This is a genomic window from Paludibacterium paludis (assembly GCF_018802605.1).
GTDB classification, from domain to species: Bacteria; Pseudomonadota; Gammaproteobacteria; order Burkholderiales; family Chromobacteriaceae; genus Paludibacterium; species Paludibacterium paludis.
Window position 1 is genome coordinate 2,365,377 of sequence record NZ_CP069161.1, and the last position, 16,775, is coordinate 2,382,151.

Genomic DNA, 16,775 nt, shown 5'->3' on the forward strand with positions numbered 1-16,775 from the left:
GTATGGCAGAACATTCACCTTGTTGCTCACCCCCAGGATTTTCTTGTTGAAAAGAGTCATCAATGCGGCGGGTCAACGAGGAGCGATTCAGTTGACACTCCCTCGCCGACCTGCGAACCTTCCCGCTTCTATTTATTTGCCGTTGCCTGCCATGAAAATCACCACGAACACCGCCGTCACTCTGAGAATGAAAGTCACCGATAATCAGGGCTTGGTTTACGACGATGGCAAGAATCCGGTCTCCTACCTGCACGGCGATTACGACAACCTCTTCCCTAAACTGGAAGCAGCGCTGGAAGGTCAGGAGCCAGGCTTTCAAGTCACCTTGGAACTCACAACCGAAGATGCCTTCGGCGAACGTGACGAAGCGCTTGTCACCACCATGCCCAAGGCCGAATTCCCTCCCGGCATCAAGGTCGGAGGGCAGATCCAGCGCATCGGTCCGGATGGCCAACCGCGCTACTATTTCGTCACCAAGATTAAAGGTCCCACCGTATTGCTGGACGGTAACCACCCGCTTTGCGGCAAAACCCTGCGTTTTGCCCTCAAAGTTATGGATGTACGCACGGCAACCGCCGAGGAAATCGCCCACCAGCATGTGCATGGCGAACACGGGCATCAGCACTGACACCTCGGGCCCCGCACACAACATCGCCCTTCCTGCCCGGAAGGGCGATCCGAAGCACGGGAGGATTCCGCACGACACAGCAATCACAACAACGGCGATGCCGGCATCCGGCCGGGGTGATTGTGCGTGAACTGTCGTCTGAACACCGTCGAGCCCATCCCCACGCCTGTAGCGGGTCTCCTCCGCTCAATCCAATCCTGCCGCATCGGCAATCCCCGCTACCGAAAGCATCGTCTGGCGCAGCCATTCCCCGGAACGCGCCGGATAACGGTTCATTCACGCATCAAGGCTTGTTTCGCCACGTACCCGGTTGTCGACGACACGCTCCGGCAATGTCATGATTTCGTCCTGATCGATGCGCACTGCCCCGGACTCTTTGCCAAGGCCTCCGGCCCATCATTCGCCATCTGCCACACGGCAGGTTCATTGAATCGGAGCGAAAACCAGAGCCGGTGAAGGGTTCGAACAGAACACGGGACGGACGCCATCGACCCGTGCCCGGGAAGCGTCCGCTGGCGCCTTCCGGACAACGAATAACCACGCCAAACGCGGGGAGGTTCGATGAAAGAAGACGTGATCGTTGAGTTTCCTCTATCGGGCGAGTGGTTCGTCGGCGCCGACGGAACGGAAAAGGGCCATGAACTGGCCTTCGATTTTGTCCGTGTGGATGCCCGGCTCAGGGCAACCCGGACGACCGCCTTGCGGGAGCTGTTGACCACCGTTCCGCTGACTGACTATTACGGCTGGGGACAGCCCATCCATGCCCCCTTCGACGGACACGTCATCACCGCCATCGACGGATGCCCGGAGGTCTCCCGGAGCGTGGCGTCCATCCTTTTCGACAGTCTCGTGTCGCTGTTTTCGTCCGGACAGGAGGCGCTCATCGCCCGGATGAAGGCGGACGGTGACGGGGACATCCGTTGCTTTGCCGGCAACCACCTCGTGATCGAGTCGTCCCTGAGACCTGGCGTGTTCGCCTTCATCGCGCACGCGCGATCCGGCTCGCTCACCGTGGCGCGGGGGGAGACGGTGAGCGCCGGGCAACCGGTGGCCGAAGTGGGAAACAGCGGGCTCTCCACGATGCCCCACCTGCATTTTCACGTGATGTCCGACCCCTCGCCCCTGACCGATCGGGTCATTCCATTCCGATTCGCGCGCTACGAAGCCCTCATCGATGGCCAATGGCAACTTCGCGAAGCATCGCTGCCGACGCGACGACAACGCATCCGCCGTGTCGATTGACCGGTAGTCGCCGCGCGGCGGACGGCAATGTTTTTTTGCCCGGCGCGGGTTTTCAGGGGAAGATGGGCGGCGGGAGGCGTCCACCCGACGCCACTTTGCCGGGAAGGCCATGTCTCCCGGCACGTTTCCATTACCCCACTCCGTCATCGACCAGCCATGCCAGAAACCGACATCCAATGGGACTTGCCCGATCCGTTCACCCTCTCCCTCTCTCCCGCTCCGGAGGATATCGACGGACTGGGGCACACGAACAACGCCGTCTATGTGCGCTGGTGCGAACAAGCCGGCTGGGCGCACTCCAGAGCGCTGGGGCTGGATATCGACGACTATCGGCGGCTTGACCGGGGCATGGCCATCCGGCGCGGCAACTACCATTACCTGCTGCCGACCACCGAAGGCGAGCCGCTGTTGCTGGGAACCTGGCTAATCGCCGGCGACAGCCCCCTGTCCGCGTTCCGGTGCTTTCAGCTGGTTCGCCTAAGCGACCGGAACACCGTGCTGCGGGGGCGATGGGAACTGGTATGCATCGAGCTTTCCAGCGGCCGCCCCAAGCGCTTGCCCAAAGAATTCAAGGCGGCCTATCAACCGGCGATGACCGCGGCGGCGTGCCCGCCCGAGCTTTAGCGGTCAGGCATACGGGGTACCGGCCATCGCGGCATTCAGGCCCGCCGACCCTTTATCGATCAGGGCCAGAAACAGCGCCCTCGCCTTTTCGGTATCCCGATCCTGCCGGAACGACCGGTGCGCCTCAATCAAGGCCACCGACCACATTGCCAGCAGCAGGCAGGCGGCCAGATGGGCGTCGGCGTCCGAAGGCTCCCGCCCCGCACCGATCATCAGTTCCACGGCCAGAATCTGCGCCAGTTCGTCGCGGATGGCCCGAGCCCGGGCCTTGAGGGTTTCGCTGTCACCGATCGCCTCGACGAAGGCCTGACTCGCCGCCGAGAACTCGACCAGCGGGCTGCGCTCTTCCACCAGCCGGTGCGCCAGCCGGCGCAACGCCTCGACCGGTGATATCCCGCACTCTCTTTGCCGCAGTGCGGCGCGCAGAATTTCTCGCCCCTCTTCGTCGCGGTCGAAGAACATGTCTTCCTTGCGCGGAAAGTGATTGAACACTGTCATTCTGCCGACGTCGGCGGCCGCCGCGATTTCATCCACCGTGACATGGTCGAAACCCCGTTCCAGAAAAAGGCGCGTGGCGACCGTGGAAATACTCTGCCGTGTCGCAAGGCGTTTGCGCGAACGACGGTCTGTTGGAATTGACATGATGTAAGTGTGAGGCGTAAATTATGTACTGAGTACATTTTAATGTTGAGTATAAATTTATTATAGCCGTCACCCCGCCGCATGTCACGCCCGCCGGCCCCGGCGTGTCGCCACCCGTTTCCCTGCCCCCGGGGGCGTTACCGGAATACCACCATGACACCACCCCTTATCATTATTTTCATTGCCATCGCGCTTGACGCCATCGGTATCGGCTTGATTTTTCCCATTCTGCCGCGGTTGCTTGCCGAGGTCGCCCACACCGGCAATATCGCGCCCTATCTGGGCATCATGACGTCCTTGTACGCCTTGATGCAGTTCCTCTTCGCACCGGTGCTGGGCGCATTGAGCGATCGACTCGGACGGCGGCCGGTGCTGCTGGCCTCTCTGGCCGGCGCCGCTGTCAACTACTGGGTGATGGCCTTCGCGCCGCAGCTGTGGATGCTGCTCGTCGGCCGCGCCATCGCGGGGCTGAGCAGCGCCAACCTTTCCGTGGCCACCGCCTACATCACGGACATCACCCCGGCCGACCGGCGCGCACAGCGATTCGGTCTGTTCAACGCCATGTTCGGCATCGGTTTCATCATCGGCCCGGTGCTTGGCGGCCTGCTCGGCGATTACGGACTGCGTCTGCCGTTTATCGCCGCCGCCGCACTCACCAGCGGCAACCTGCTGCTCGCGTTCTTCGTCCTGCCCGAATCGCGCGCACCGCGCCGCGAGCCCATCGATCTCGTGTCGCTCAACCCGTTGCGCCCGCTGCGCTGGGCCCTCTGCGCGAAACCCCTGCTGCCCGTCACCGCCCTGTTTTTCATCCTGAGCGCCGCCGGCGAAGCCTACGGCACCTGCTGGGCACTGTGGGGTCATGACACGTTCCGCTGGGATGGGCTGCACATCGGCCTGTCGCTGGGTCTCTTCGGTGCGTGCCAGGCCCTGGCCCAGGTCTTCCTGCCAGGGCCCGCGATCAAATGGCTGGGGGAGCGCGGCACCGTGCTGACCGGACTTGCCGGCGCCATTGTCACCCTGACCGTGATGGCGTTCGCCCGGGAGGGCTGGATGGTGTTCGCGGTCATGCCGGCGCTTGCGCTGGCGGGCATCGGAAGCCCGGCCCTGCAAGCGCTGGCGACACGCCTCGTCGACGAACACCGGCAGGGTCAGCTTCAGGGCGTACTGGCATCGGCGGTCAGCCTCGCCTCCATCGTGGCTCCTTTTGTCTTCTCGACTGTCTATTTCACGGTTGGCGGGCAATGGCCGGGCGGTGTCTGGCTGTTCGCGGTGGCGATACAGGCACTCGCGGTGCCACTGGTGCTCGGCCTGCGGTCTCCCCCCCATGACGTCATGCCGCCGGTCGAATGACGGAAAACTTTGTCGTTGTCGTCAAATAGCGCCGTCGCCAGACGGCCCTTCCGGGTGCTCTTTTACTTGCCAACAGGAAAGAGCAGCGCCTCATAGTCGATATCGTTTCTCCCGTTCTTACTGTTTCTCACTGAGAAGTAAATTATTCCATCACCATTATCAATTCGCTTTCCAATTGCAAGTTTCATTGCCAACAACGGTTCTGCCGCACTGGGTTTATGTTGCCATTGCGTTCCTGTCCAACGACCTGTCGCACTATCCTTATCTTGGTTATTGATACGATTCACTTCCGTCAACCTCGCGAGTGGTGTTGTTGCTGAAGTTGCGTCCGGAGCGATAATGAATCCGTTGATCCTGACTGTGGAAGGTTGGGTAACCAGTCGCAGCGCGCCGTTCGGTAGTCGCTCGGTCGACAGGCGAATGCTTGCGACTTGCACCAACTGGGGCTTCTTCGCCACAGACTGCAAGTATGCGTACTCTTTTTCTGTGACCCGAAAATTCGGATGATAGGGAAGAGGCTGATCTGGTTTGGCATGAGCCAGATACGTGTTAGCCCATTCAGGCTGATCCGCAATAGCCGCTTGGAAGCGCAGGGCGATTCTCTGAGCCTCGATCGGCAAGCCGATTTTCATCACTCTGGCTTGCACCGGGGTCGACCCCGGCAGCAATGAGAGAGGAAAACTCGCAGCGGTGGCAGCGCAAACATGAGGAGCAGCAACCAGCACGCTGAGAACGACAACCGGCATAATATGACGCATACAAACTTTCATAAAGTGGTCTGACAAGACGAATACCGTTTCTTTTGAAGAAATCCCAAGTGAATAATATTACAATGTTTTAAACATTAATTTCAAATTAGACCAGCGACCTCCCCTGAACCGGCGCTACGGGTACGCGGTGTGGTAGTATTTTCCTACCCCCCATAGCCGGAGTCCGGAACATGCACACCGCGCCCCCCCTGACCCATTCCCCCGCGCCGATCAATACGGTGATTTTCGATCTGGGCGGAGTACTGATCGACTGGAATCCGCGCTATCTCTACCGGCAGATTTTCGCGGATCCCGGCGAGATGGAATCGTTTCTGTCCTCCGTCTGCAATCAGGCCTGGAACGAGCAGCAGGATGCCGGGCGTCCATGGGCCGAGGCCGTACGCGAACTGACCGCGCGCCATCCGGACCACGCCACCGCGATCGCCGCCTATCACGAACGCTGGCCCGAGACGCTTGGCGGCGAAATCGCCGATACGGTCGATATCCTGAGCCGGCTGAAAACAGCCGGACTGCGGCTCTATGCGCTGACCAACTGGTCCGCCGAAACGTTCCCTGTCGCGCTGGAGCGCTTCGCCTTCCTGTCCTGGTTCGCGGGGATCGTCGTCTCCGGCGAGGAACGGCTGATCAAACCCGACCCGCGCCTCTTCGAAGTCATGTTGTCAAGGTACGATATCGACCGCTCCCGTGCGCTGTTCATCGACGATTCCGCGCGCAATGTCGCGGCGGCCGGCAACCTCGGGTTGCGCAGCCTGCACTTCACGGATCCTGACACGCTGCGCCGCGATCTCGAATCGGCCGGCATCGCGCTGTAAGGCGCGGGCTGTACAAAAAAGACAGGTCACCCCGGCAAAACCGGCGAGGATCTTCAGGCTGGACTAAAACCAAAACACGTCCTGTCACGGGGGAGTCCGACATGAAGGCCCACGCCGATTCACCACGCATTCTCGCCGACTCCACCGCGGATACCCCACTCCGCTCACAGGGAGGCATATCCGTCACCCCTCACCATATCGTCGATGGCAGCCGCCGCGTGCTTGCGGCCAAGACCGTCCAAATGGCGGCGGACCGAAGTGCCCAGGCCGCCCGCGCAGCCCGCTATCAAGCGATGGCGGACACGCGCCTGGCGGCCAGATCCCTGTCCGCGCCGGCCCCATCCGGCGCGCAAGGGCTGCCGGACCGGTTGAAATCGGGCATCGAACACCTGGCCGGCCTGCCCATGGACGATGTGAGGGTTCACCGCAATTCCGCCTTGCCAGCCCAGCTGCACGCCCACGCCTTCACGCAAGGCACCGACATCCACCTGGGCGCCGGCCAGGACCGCCATCTGGCGCACGAGGCCTGGCATGTGGTGCAGCAAAAACAGGGACGGGTGAAACCGACGATTCAGTTACACGGCGGCGTCGCCATCAATGACGAAAAAGAACTGGAAAACGAAGCCGACCGGATGGGCGAGCGGGCGCAGCGCGGGGTGCCTGCCCCCATGCCAGCCGCCCCGGGTGGCGCTCCGGCCGTTCATGCCGTCGGCGCCGTCGTGCAACACAAACGGCTTGCCGGACAACCGGCGGAAAACATCATCCAGTGCGCCACCAAAACGTCGCTGTACGGCACCTTCGAAACCGAGGCCTATGCGATCAAGGATGGCGCAGAAGGGGATGAGGTCGACTTCAACCTGACCTTTCTGCCCAAGGACTCGGCCGACGCGACCAAGGTGGCCCTGGTGCAGGTCGTCAAAAGCGTTTACAAGGGGGATATCGAAGCGTCGACGCCGAACAACATCGCCAAACAGACGGAACAGGGTCACGAGATCGACCAGCACCCGACCAACCGCAACCCTCTTTACGCCACCGAGGACGAACCGGCCGACAACGCCGACACGCTGGCGGCCTACGCGACCAACCATCCCTCTATCGGACAGCACGCGATCAAGCGCACTGGCACCTGGGTGCAAAAAGCCCGGCTGATCGATGAGCCCACCATCGCCGACGAGGCCGACTCGAGCATGGAATTCGAAACCTCGGCCCTGGCGATCGAAGGCAATGATGCCGGCACCTACTACGGCTCGGTGTCCTGGGGCTGGAAAAACATCACCGGAAACCATGCCGAACTCCTGCCATTCAACCTGGCCTCGCAAGGCGTGCCGACCGCGAATTTTCTGGCGGCGGCGAAGAAATGGAACAGCGCCAAAGCCAGCACAGGGTTCTACTACACCAAAGCGGACAACACACGCGTGGTCAATGGCAAGGACAAGCTGCTGTTCCTGCTGCCCAAGGACACCAAAGTCAAATACATAGACGACACCGAGGACGGCTGCATCGAAATGCGCGTGGTGGGTGGCGGGCACGATGGGAAAAAAGGCTACATCAAGGTCGGCGACCTGAAAGACCGGGGGGACGGCAAGGACACGGTCAAGCTTCCTGTCATGGACAAGGCGCCCGAAGAGGTGAAATGGTTCGTCGCGCAATTCGCGCGCGCCAAGGAATACGTCGTCGCGGCCTTCATCCGTTTGCCCGATCCGCGCATCGACTACATGAATTTCGTCAGCGAGGCATCGATGCGCAAGCACGGCTGGAACTCGACCGGGGAAATGTACCGGGATTTGCAGCGGTACAAGAAGGCATTCGAAAAATACGAGCCGCTCGAACAGCTGTACGGCTGGAGCCGTCTTGCCACGGTCGGCATGGCGATGAACGGAGGGCGAGCCGCCGGGCCCTCCGAACCACCCGACTACTTTATCTGAAACAGACGCCGACGACTGGCGCGCCCCCGCTACTCGACGACGGGAATCCCTGTTTCGCCAAGACTCGCGTCCTCCAGACCGCCCAGTTGATATTCCAGCGGACAGTCGAACGGCTCCTCCTCGCGCAGCGGCGAATACACCCAGGACGCCGAGCGGCACCCTCTGCCCAGATAGAACCCCACCGATTCGATCGCCGAATGGGACGAAATATACAATTTCTCGGCTTTCATGCGCCGCCCCCTCGCGACGCACTCGGCAAACAGCCGCTTGCCGAAACCGCGTCCACGGTATCGGCTGTCGACATGGAATTCCTTCAGGAGCGCATACTCGTTCTCGTCGCCGATACACTCTGCCTCGAGCAGGGCGAACCCCGCCAGTTTGCCGTGCAGGAAAAGCCCCAGCGCATAACCTCCCCGGCTAACCGCCTCCCGCATGCCGGCCGATATCATTCGTCTCTCTTCCGGCGCCCAATCGTCGATGAACGGCGCCGGCTCGATCCTCATATTGCCTTTCTCTCCCCGGTAAACCAGTCCCACCGCCTGATGGCGGACAAATTGATCCAGAAAATCCCCGCCGATTTCACCGGCCTGCAACTCCCTGACCTCGATCGGCTCTGATCTTACTCTTGCTTGCATCGGATATCCCGTCTGTCCAGTTTTTCGTTTACGTATGACCCGGCAGCCGGGCGGATCGTTCGGCCATGCGGGCATTTTCCCCTCCGCTCCGACAGCACAATCATCCAAAACGCGCCGCGCGCGCATTGCCGGCGACAGGCGGCCAAGTTATAACTGATGTCCCGGCTCGCGCCGGTCCCGATTTTTTCAAATGTGTGTCCGGAGCCCCTCATGTACCGTATCGAAATTTCCCTGCCTTCCGTCGAAACCTATCGTCATCTTCGCACCCGCTCCGGATTGAGCGACAAGACCGCCGAAGCGGCCGAAAAGGGGCTGGCCAACTCGCTCTTCGCCGTTCAGGTCCTGTTCAACGACACGCCCGTCGGCATGGGCCGGGTGATCGGGGACGGAGGCTGCTTCTTCCAGGTGGTCGATATCGCCGTCCTTGAAGAACACCGCGGCCAGGGACTCGGCAAAGCCATCATGAGCGCCATTCGCGCCTACATCGACGAACAGGTTCCCGAATCCGGTTACGTATCGCTGATCGCCGACGGCCGGGCACAGGATCTTTACGCCCAGTTCGGTTTCACCCCCACCGCGCCGGCCTCGGTCGGCATGGCCTACCGCCGGACTCCCACCCGTAACGCCTGATCCGCCCCTCCCGCGGCGTCCGCTCACGAACGCCGCGCCCCCTTTCCCGTCGCGCCCGCCCTATCCGCCAGTCTCAGTTTTCAGGATGACGAATTCATCTTTTTGCTGATGGAATCAAGGGTTCCGTCCCCGGCAAAATTCCGCATACCGCGCTTTATTACCTGAAGAACCACGCACCGATGATCGATCGCGCGCTAAGCCATCTGGCCTCACAACTTAACCAGCATTTTCGCCAGCGCTTCACCCCGGCGGAGGATCCTGTTGTCGTGTCCAACCTGCTGGATCCGGGCGGGAGCCCGGAAATGATCACCGGCAACAAGCTCGTGCTGTTCGTCAGCGGTATCGAACGCGAAACCGCCGCCCATCGCGCGCAGCCGGCCGGCATGGAAACAGCGGCCAGAATGCGGGGGCCCGAGCCCATGTTTCTCAACCTGCTGGTGATGTGCGCGGCCACGTTCAGCGGCAGGGGGTACACCGAAGCGTTGCGCTATCTGTCCGATGCCATTGCATTTTTCCAGAGCCGGCCAGTGTTCGATCACCACAATTCGCCCGATCTCGATCCGCGCCTGGAGCGCCTGGTCCTGAATATCGAGAACCTTTCCGGCAGCGACATGCACAGCCTGTGGAGCTTGCACGGAGGTCGCTACCTGCCCTCCGTACTGTACCGGGTGCGGTTGATCTGCCTGGATGAAAGCCCGCTCACCCGCCGCGAAAGCCTGGTGCAGACACCGGACATCGAGGTTGGCCGTTCATGACCGGCGCCGCGACCTGCCGCGACGTCAACAGCCACCTTGCGCTGGCCGCGCTTTCCCTGCGTCATCCCTACTTCGCCGATGGGCGTCCGACCGGGCTGTACCTCGAACCGGACGCCCGGAGCGCGGCGCTGATGACCCGTTTCGGCCTCTCACTGCGCGCCGACGCCGCGGGATTCGGGGTGACGGCTCAAACCGCCCGTCTGGAAGGACTGTGGAGCGAACGGCATGACTGGCCGGAAGGAGGACTGGTATTCGCCGTTCACTCCGCCGATCCGATGAGCGCCTGCTACACGGATCTGGACACATTAACACGCAAGGGACGGTTCCGCGCCATCGTCGGCACCTCCTTGCAACCCGACGGATCCCCTTTCGAGTCGGGAAGGGGAACACTCGCGGAGGTCGTCCTTCCTCTCGCGCCAGCAGGATGCCCGGACCTCGCCTCGTGGCGCAGTGCCCTCCCCGCGCGCTGGGATCTCACGCTGCCCGTGCGCGCCACCCTCTGGAAATACCTGCTGATCGGCGAGTGGGGCACCGACCTGAAAATCGAAGACCAGGAAGGATCCATCGCCTTTGGCGGCGCCTGCTCCGAAATACTGCCGGGAGGCGCGAGAGCCGTGGCGATCCGCTCGCTCGCGCCGATCCCGCTGCAGGAGCGCCCGCCCTACCGTTTTGAATTGCGCCGACGCGAACGCGTGGTGGTTCCCCGCCTGCCCATGGCGGCACCGGGGGCCTTGCTGCGCGAAACCGTGAATGGCGAGCTGTGCGATGTCTCGGAAATCTTTCTCAACCGCTAACGACTTCATCGGGGGTACGCAATGGGTGTCATGAAAACGCCAGGCGTCTATATCGTAGAAAAGAATGCCTTTCCCAACTCCATCGTGGAAGTGGCGACAGCGGTGCCGGCCTTCATCGGCCATACCCAGATCGCCGACAATCGCAACAAGCCCCTGGCGATGAAGCCCTGGCGCATCAGCTCGATGGCCGAGTATCACCAGTTTTTCGGGTATGCCCCGGTGCCGCTCTTCAACGTCGCGGTCAAATCCGACGACGCGGCCACGGCGGCCTTCCGCGCCGGCGGCAAGGACTACTCGGTCGCGCAGGAGCCGGGCCAGAAAGGTGGCAACTACCTCCTTTACTCCGCCTTGCGGCACTTTTTCCAGAACGGCGGCGGCCCCTGCTACATCGTATCGGTCGGCAGCTACGCGGACGAACTGGATGCCGACCGTTTCCGCAACGGCATCGGCGAACTGCTCAAGGAGCAGGAACCGACCATGCTGGTCGTGCCCGAGGCGGTGAAACTCGGCCTTGACGCCTGCACCGCCGTACAGCAGGAAATGCTCGACCACTGCGGCAACAAAATGAAAAACCGCGTAGCCCTGCTCGACCTGTGGGGCGGCGACAAGCCGGACCGGGACACCATTCCGCGTTTTCGCGACAAGCTGGGCATCAATTTCCTCGACTTCGGCATCGCCTACTACCCGTGGCTCAACACCTCGGTGATCGGCGAAAAAGAGCTCGACTTCACGCATATCGCCTCCACCGAGCTGTTGCAGGGGCTGATCCGCGAAGAGCTCAAACTGCCCGAGGCCCTGGCGGACGGCGCCACGGAAAAGGACAAGGCCTGCTTTGGCGCCATCGCCGACATCGCCAAGGACTGGAGCGGCACCGACGATGCCACGCTGACCCAGAAAGCGCTGCTGCACAAAACGCTGCTGTCGATCAGCGGGATCTACAAGACCATCCTCGACGAAATGCGCTTCCAGTTGAACCTCTTGCCGCCCAGCCCCGCCATGGCCGGCATCTACACCATGGTCGACAACACCCGCGGTGTCTGGAAGGCGCCGGCCAACGTCAGCCTGAACGGCGTGATCTCTCCGGCGGTCAGCATTTCCGCGGTCGACCAGGAGGACATGAACGTCACACCGCAGGGCAAATCGATCAACGCCATCCGCAGCTTCATCGGCGAGGGCGTGCTGGTGTGGGGCGCGCGCACCCTGGACGGCAACAGCCTGGACTGGCGCTACGTCAACGTGCGCCGCACCATGATCATGCTGGAGGAGTCGTGCCGCCTAGCCGCCAAGGCGCTGGTGTTCGAGCCGAACGTGGCCAATACCTGGGTCACCATCAAGAGCATGATCCAGAACTTCCTGACCGGCATCTGGAAACGCGGCGGACTCGCCGGCGCGGTGCCCGAGGACGCGTTCAGCGTGCATGTCGGACTGGGCGAGACGATGACGCCCGAAGACATCCTGGAAGGCATTCTGCGCGTCACCGTACTGGTGGCCATGGTAAGACCGGCGGAATTCATCGAGATCACCTTCCAGCAGCAGATGCAGAAATCCTGACCCGGACCAACACCAAAACTGAGGAGACCCGACCATGGCAGATGACGGTTCCGCACAATCGGCCAACGTATGGCCGCTACCCAAATTCCATTTCCAGGTGAAGTGGGATTCCACCGAAATGTCCTTCGAAGAAGTGTCGGGGCTGGACGTGGAGGCCCAGATGATCGAATACCGCCGCGGCGACAGCCCGGAGTTTTCCACGGTCAAGATGCCGGGCCTCAAGAAGTACGGCAACGTGACCATGAAAAAAGGGATTTTCAAGGCGGACAACAAGTTCTGGGACTGGTTCAACCAGATCAAGATGAACACCATCAAGCGCGTGCCGGTGATCATCAGCCTGCTGGACGAGAGCGGCAAGCCGACCATGGTCTGGACGCTGAAGAACGCCTGGCCCGCGAAAATCACCGGCACCGACCTGAAGGCCCAGGGCAACGAAGTCGCCGTGGAGACGATCGAGATCGCCCATGAAGGGCTGACGATCGCCAACAGCTGACGAGAGATGGTCGGAAACGCATGGTGATCAACGCAACATCGTCTGCGGGCAGGCTGATGGACGAGCTGGCGAGGACAGAAATCAACGCCATGCCCGTCGCCTTCCATTTCCGTGTCTGGCTGAACGGGGTACTGCCGCCGCTGGACTGTTCATTCCAGGAAGTGTCCGGCATCGAACAGACCATGCAGACCGAGGATGTGGTCTGCGGCGGCGAAAACCGTTTCGTTTACAAACTGCCGACCGGCATGCACCAGAACAATCTGGTGCTCAAGCGCGGCATCGCCACGCTGGCCTCCCCGCTCTATCTGTGGTGCCGGTCCGTGCTCGAGGGCGGTCTGTCGATCCCCATTGTGCCCATGGGTATCCATGTACACCTGCTCAATGCGGACAGACTGCCGGTCCGGGCCTGGATGTTCCACGATGCGTATCCGGTGAAATGGTCGGTCGACGCTTTTAATGCCACAAAAAACGATGTTGTCATTGAATCCATTGAACTGGCCTACCTGCATTCCACTCGAGTGTTGTGAACCATGACGATCGAAGTCCGCCAGCTGCTGATCAAGTCGGAACTGGACCGCCACTCCGGCAAACCGGCACCCGCACCGGAAGAAGACAACTGCTGCGAGGAGGATGCCGAACTTGGCCGCCAGGTGCGGGCCGGACGCGCCGAATTGCGATTGCTGCAAGAACGTCTCGCGAAACTGAGGGAACGCTGATGCTGTCCGTCTCCGCCCAACGCACGCCGCTCAAGATCACCGCCTGCGAAGACAACAACGGCCAGATCCGGTCGCTTGGCCGTTCGGTATCGCTACTGATCAATCCGGCGCAACTGGTGCATGAGCGCCGCACCTGCTTCAGCTCGGCCAAACCCATGGGTGATGTGGCATCCGGGCGCCAATTCAGCCACATGCCTCCCGGCAAGCTGTCGTTTACCGTGGTGCTGGACGGAACCGGCGCCGTGCCGAAGCCGGCACTGAGTCTGTTGCCCGACGATGTGGACGGACAGATCCAGGCTCTCGGCGACATCATTTACGACTACAAGGGCGTCTCCCACCAACCCTGCATTGTCGAGATCCTGTGGGGACGCATGCTGTTCACCGGGCGGCTGACCAGCTTCAACGTCACCTATACGCTGTTCAAACCCGGCGGCGCGCCGCTGCGCGCCACCGCCGCGCTCGCTTTCGACTCCTACACCAGCCGCAAAAAGAGCCAGCTCAAGGCCGCGCGCAGCTCGCCCGATCTGAGCCACCATGTCGAAGTGCAGTCGGGCGACACCCTGCCCCTGCTGTGCGAACGCATCTACGGCGACAGCCGGTACTACGCGGACGTCGCCCGCTTCAACGGACTGCGGAACTTCCGCGAACTGCCGCCCGGCACGCGGCTGCATTTTCCGCCACTGGAGTAGCCCATGGCCGGCAAGTCGACACTGGACAACGACGGCGTGCTGTGGATACGGATCCACGGCGAGGAAGGCGAGCTGCCGGATCTGCCGCTGCTGTCGGTCACGATCCGCCGCGCCTTCAACAGAATCGCATGGGCGGAACTAGTCATTCAGGACGGAGACATGGCCACCGGCAAATTCGAGCAGGGCGACAGCCCGCGCTTCGCGCCCGGCGCGGCCATCCGCATCGACGCGGGCTATGGCAACGAGCAGGACACCCTGTTCTCCGGCATCGTGGTGCGCTTTGGCGTGAATATCGATGGAGGCGGCCATGCGCGCCTTGTCGTCGAGTGCCGCGATGCGGCCGTCAAGATGACGCTCGGTCGTTACAACGCCAATTTCCTCAAGAAAAAAGACAGCGACATCATAAGCTCGCTGATCGGCAAATACGGCCTTGACGCCGAGGTGGCGGCGACGCAGCAGGAGCACGGCGAGTTGGTGCAGTACAACGCCAGCGACTGGGATTTTATGCTGGCCCGGGCGGAGTTCAATGGCATGCTGGTCGATGCGGCCAATGGCAAGATCCGGGTGCGCCCGCCGGGCGACATGACCAGGGATACCGGTCTCGCGCTGGCCTGGGGACGCGACCTGTACGAGTTCCATGCCGATATCGATGCCCGCCGTCAATGCGCGGCGATCAGCGCCACCGCCTGGAACAGCGGCGAACAGGCGATCGTGACGGGCGGTCAGGCGGCGCCCGTCAAACTGAACGCGCAAGGCGACCTCGACGGCGAAACCCTGGCCCGGGTCGCCAGCCCGGATGAATTGATGCTGCGCACCCCGACGCAGCAGGACAAGGCGGCGCTGAGCACCTGGGCCAGTGCCGCACAGACCCGCGCGGAACTGGCTCGCGTCCGTGGCCGGCTGGCGTGCATGGGGATGCCGGCAAAACCGGGAGACCTGCTGGCGGTCGAAGGCGTCGGCGCCCGCTTCGCGGGCGACATTTTCGTCAGCGCGGTCGAACACTCGCTGGCCGGCGGCGACTGGCAGACCGACATCGAATTCGGTCTGGATCCGGACTGGCACATGACGCGCGACGACATCGCCGCGCCGGCCGCGTCCGGGCTGCTGCCCGGCGTGGGCGGACTGCAGATCGGCATCGTCGTCAAACTCGATGGCGACCCGCAGGAAGCGCAACGGATTCAGATCAAGTTGCCGGTCACACAGGCGCAAACCGAGGGCATCTGGGCCCGGCTCATCCAGTTTTACGCGTCCGATGGCATTGGCGCCTATTTTTTGCCCGAGCCGGGCGACGAAGTCATCGTCGGTTACCTGAACGACGACCCATGCCATCCGGTGGTGCTCGGCGCCGTCTACAGCGCCAAGCGCAAGCCGCCCTACGAGATCGAGGCCGCCAACGATACCAAGGCCATCGTCACCCGCGCCAAGCACAAGATCGAGTTCAACGAAAAGGACAAGATCCTGACCATCACCACGCCGGGCGACAATCGGGTGGTGTTCGACGATAAAGACAAGTCCATTCTCGTCAAGGATCAGCACGACAACAGGGTCAAACTCTCCAGCGACGGCATCGCGCTGGACAGCCAGGCCGATATCACGATCCGGGCCAAGGGCAAGATCGCGCTGACGGCCAACGCGGACATCACGCTGAAGGCTCAGGCCAACGTCAAGGCCGAAGGGCTGAATATCAGTTGCGAAGCCCAGATCGGATTCACCGGCAAGGGTTCTGCCACGTCGGAATTGTCATCCACCGGACAGACCACCGTCAAAGGCGGCATGGTCATGATCAATTAAGGAGATCGGCATGCCCCCTGCCGCCCGTCTGACCGACATGCACACCTGCCCGATGCAGACGCCGGGTCTTCCGCCCATTCCGCATGTCGGCGGACCGGTGGTCGGCCCCGGCGTTCCGACGGTGCTGATCGGCGGTCTGCCGGCCGCGGTGATCGGCGACAACGCCGTGTGCGTCGGCGATCCGGACATCATCGTCAAGGGGTCCTCCACGGTGATGATAGGATCGCGCCCCGCCGCGCGGGTCGGCGACAGCACAGCGCACGGCGGCGTCATTGTCATGGGGCAGCCCAACGTGATGATCGGAGGATGAGCATGAGCGCTTTTCTTGGCCGCGGCTGGCAGTTCCCGGTATGTTTCGACCGCCGCAACGGCGAAGCGGCGATGGTCGAAGGGGTCGAGGACATCGAAGAGAGCCTCGGGATACTCCTTGGCACCCGCCCCGGCGAACGGGTCATGCTGTCCGGCTACGGCTGCGGACTGCGCGGCGTCATGTTCGACGCGCTCAATGACAGCACGGTGACCGAGCTCCAGGAAAAGATCCGCGACGCGATCCTGTTTTACGAACCGCGCATCGAACTGGAGCACATCGGCACGGACTGGGGCGACCCCCGCGAGGGAAAACTCATGGTCACGCTGGCGTACCGGGTGATCGCCACCAACACCCGGCACAACCTCGTCTACCCCCTCTATCTGGATCAGGCCAGCGAGGCCGTTTCACCCTATTAACG

The 16,775-nt window shown here is 62.1% G+C and carries 20 protein-coding genes; 17 read left to right on the forward strand and 3 right to left on the reverse strand.

Annotated features, from left to right (window positions below; genetic code table 11):
- Positions 1 to 46 precede the first annotated feature (46 nt).
- The 3 genes from JNO50_RS10710 to JNO50_RS10720 all read left to right on the forward strand — a co-directional run bounded on the left by JNO50_RS10710 (position 47) and on the right by JNO50_RS10720 (position 2,494).
- On the forward strand, positions 47 to 628 hold the full coding sequence (locus tag JNO50_RS10710; RefSeq protein ID WP_229804600.1) for an FKBP-type peptidyl-prolyl cis-trans isomerase: 582 nt from the start codon (positions 47 to 49) through the stop codon (positions 626 to 628).
- Positions 629 to 1,189: 561 nt separating this feature from the next.
- A complete protein-coding gene (locus tag JNO50_RS10715; protein WP_189533134.1) occupies positions 1,190 to 1,870 on the forward strand; it encodes a M23 family metallopeptidase in 681 nt (226 codons plus the stop codon).
- Between the two features lie 156 nt (positions 1,871 to 2,026).
- Entirely contained in the window at positions 2,027 to 2,494 is a 468-nt protein-coding gene (locus JNO50_RS10720) for an acyl-CoA thioesterase (RefSeq protein WP_189533136.1), read from the forward strand.
- Between the two features lie 3 nt (positions 2,495 to 2,497).
- Here JNO50_RS10720 and JNO50_RS10725 read toward each other — a convergent pair whose 3' ends face one another.
- Positions 2,498 to 3,136 (reverse strand): TetR/AcrR family transcriptional regulator, encoded by a 639-nt coding sequence (locus JNO50_RS10725; RefSeq protein ID WP_189533138.1) that lies wholly within the window; start codon positions 3,134 to 3,136, stop codon positions 2,498 to 2,500.
- Positions 3,137 to 3,289: 153 nt separating this feature from the next.
- On the opposite strand from JNO50_RS10725, the gene JNO50_RS10730 reads away from it, so the two are divergent.
- A complete protein-coding gene (locus JNO50_RS10730) occupies positions 3,290 to 4,486 on the forward strand; it encodes a TCR/Tet family MFS transporter (RefSeq protein ID WP_189533140.1) in 1,197 nt (398 codons plus the stop codon).
- Between the two features lie 62 nt (positions 4,487 to 4,548).
- Here JNO50_RS10730 and JNO50_RS10735 read toward each other — a convergent pair whose 3' ends face one another.
- Entirely contained in the window at positions 4,549 to 5,244 is a 696-nt protein-coding gene (locus JNO50_RS10735; protein WP_189533142.1) for a hypothetical protein, read from the reverse strand.
- A gap of 182 nt (positions 5,245 to 5,426) precedes the next feature.
- On the opposite strand from JNO50_RS10735, the gene JNO50_RS10740 reads away from it, so the two are divergent.
- Both JNO50_RS10740 and JNO50_RS10745 read left to right on the forward strand, forming a co-directional pair.
- A complete protein-coding gene (locus JNO50_RS10740) occupies positions 5,427 to 6,068 on the forward strand; it encodes an HAD family hydrolase (RefSeq protein ID WP_189533144.1) in 642 nt (213 codons plus the stop codon).
- A gap of 101 nt (positions 6,069 to 6,169) precedes the next feature.
- On the forward strand, positions 6,170 to 7,993 hold the full coding sequence (locus JNO50_RS10745; protein WP_189533146.1) for an eCIS core domain-containing protein: 1,824 nt from the start codon (positions 6,170 to 6,172) through the stop codon (positions 7,991 to 7,993).
- Between the two features lie 29 nt (positions 7,994 to 8,022).
- Here the strand turns inward: JNO50_RS10745 and JNO50_RS10750 are convergent, their stop codons facing one another.
- Positions 8,023 to 8,628 (reverse strand): GNAT family N-acetyltransferase, encoded by a 606-nt coding sequence (locus JNO50_RS10750; protein WP_189533149.1) that lies wholly within the window; start codon positions 8,626 to 8,628, stop codon positions 8,023 to 8,025.
- 210 nt (positions 8,629 to 8,838) lie between these two features.
- Here JNO50_RS10750 and JNO50_RS10755 point away from each other — a divergent pair, with 210 nt between their 5' ends.
- The 11 genes from JNO50_RS10755 to JNO50_RS10805 all read left to right on the forward strand — a co-directional run bounded on the left by JNO50_RS10755 (position 8,839) and on the right by JNO50_RS10805 (position 16,773).
- Positions 8,839 to 9,258 (forward strand): GNAT family N-acetyltransferase, encoded by a 420-nt coding sequence (locus tag JNO50_RS10755; protein WP_189533151.1) that lies wholly within the window; start codon positions 8,839 to 8,841, stop codon positions 9,256 to 9,258.
- Between the two features lie 179 nt (positions 9,259 to 9,437).
- Positions 9,438 to 10,013, forward strand: coding sequence for a Pvc16 family protein (locus JNO50_RS10760; protein ID WP_189533153.1), 576 nt, complete (start codon positions 9,438 to 9,440; stop codon positions 10,011 to 10,013).
- A complete protein-coding gene (locus JNO50_RS10765) occupies positions 10,010 to 10,807 on the forward strand; it encodes a hypothetical protein (RefSeq protein ID WP_189533155.1) in 798 nt (265 codons plus the stop codon). Before JNO50_RS10760 ends, JNO50_RS10765 begins: the two co-directional genes overlap by 4 nt.
- A gap of 30 nt (positions 10,808 to 10,837) precedes the next feature.
- A complete protein-coding gene (locus tag JNO50_RS10770) occupies positions 10,838 to 12,358 on the forward strand; it encodes a phage tail sheath family protein (protein WP_215796341.1) in 1,521 nt (506 codons plus the stop codon).
- 34 nt (positions 12,359 to 12,392) lie between these two features.
- Positions 12,393 to 12,851 (forward strand): phage tail protein, encoded by a 459-nt coding sequence (locus JNO50_RS10775; RefSeq protein WP_189533159.1) that lies wholly within the window; start codon positions 12,393 to 12,395, stop codon positions 12,849 to 12,851.
- A 20-nt stretch (positions 12,852 to 12,871) separates the two neighbouring features.
- Positions 12,872 to 13,378 carry a phage tail protein gene (locus tag JNO50_RS10780; RefSeq protein WP_215796342.1) on the forward strand — a complete coding sequence of 169 codons (507 nt, stop codon included), beginning with the start codon at positions 12,872 to 12,874 and terminating at the stop codon, positions 13,376 to 13,378.
- Positions 13,379 to 13,381: 3 nt separating this feature from the next.
- Positions 13,382 to 13,567 carry a hypothetical protein gene (locus tag JNO50_RS10785; protein WP_189533161.1) on the forward strand — a complete coding sequence of 62 codons (186 nt, stop codon included), beginning with the start codon at positions 13,382 to 13,384 and terminating at the stop codon, positions 13,565 to 13,567.
- A complete protein-coding gene (locus JNO50_RS10790) occupies positions 13,567 to 14,256 on the forward strand; it encodes a CIS tube protein (RefSeq protein WP_189533162.1) in 690 nt (229 codons plus the stop codon). Before JNO50_RS10785 ends, JNO50_RS10790 begins: the two co-directional genes overlap by 1 nt.
- Before the next feature lie 3 nt (positions 14,257 to 14,259).
- Positions 14,260 to 16,047, forward strand: a complete 1,788-nt coding sequence (gene vgrG, locus JNO50_RS10795; RefSeq protein WP_189533164.1) for a type VI secretion system tip protein VgrG — start codon at positions 14,260 to 14,262, stop codon at positions 16,045 to 16,047.
- Between the two features lie 10 nt (positions 16,048 to 16,057).
- Positions 16,058 to 16,357 carry a PAAR domain-containing protein gene (locus JNO50_RS10800; RefSeq protein WP_189533166.1) on the forward strand — a complete coding sequence of 100 codons (300 nt, stop codon included), beginning with the start codon at positions 16,058 to 16,060 and terminating at the stop codon, positions 16,355 to 16,357.
- A 2-nt stretch (positions 16,358 to 16,359) separates the two neighbouring features.
- Positions 16,360 to 16,773: a GPW/gp25 family protein gene (locus JNO50_RS10805; RefSeq protein WP_215796343.1), complete on the forward strand. Its 414-nt coding sequence runs from the start codon at positions 16,360 to 16,362 to the stop codon at positions 16,771 to 16,773.
- The last annotated feature ends 2 nt before the right edge of the window (positions 16,774 to 16,775 follow it).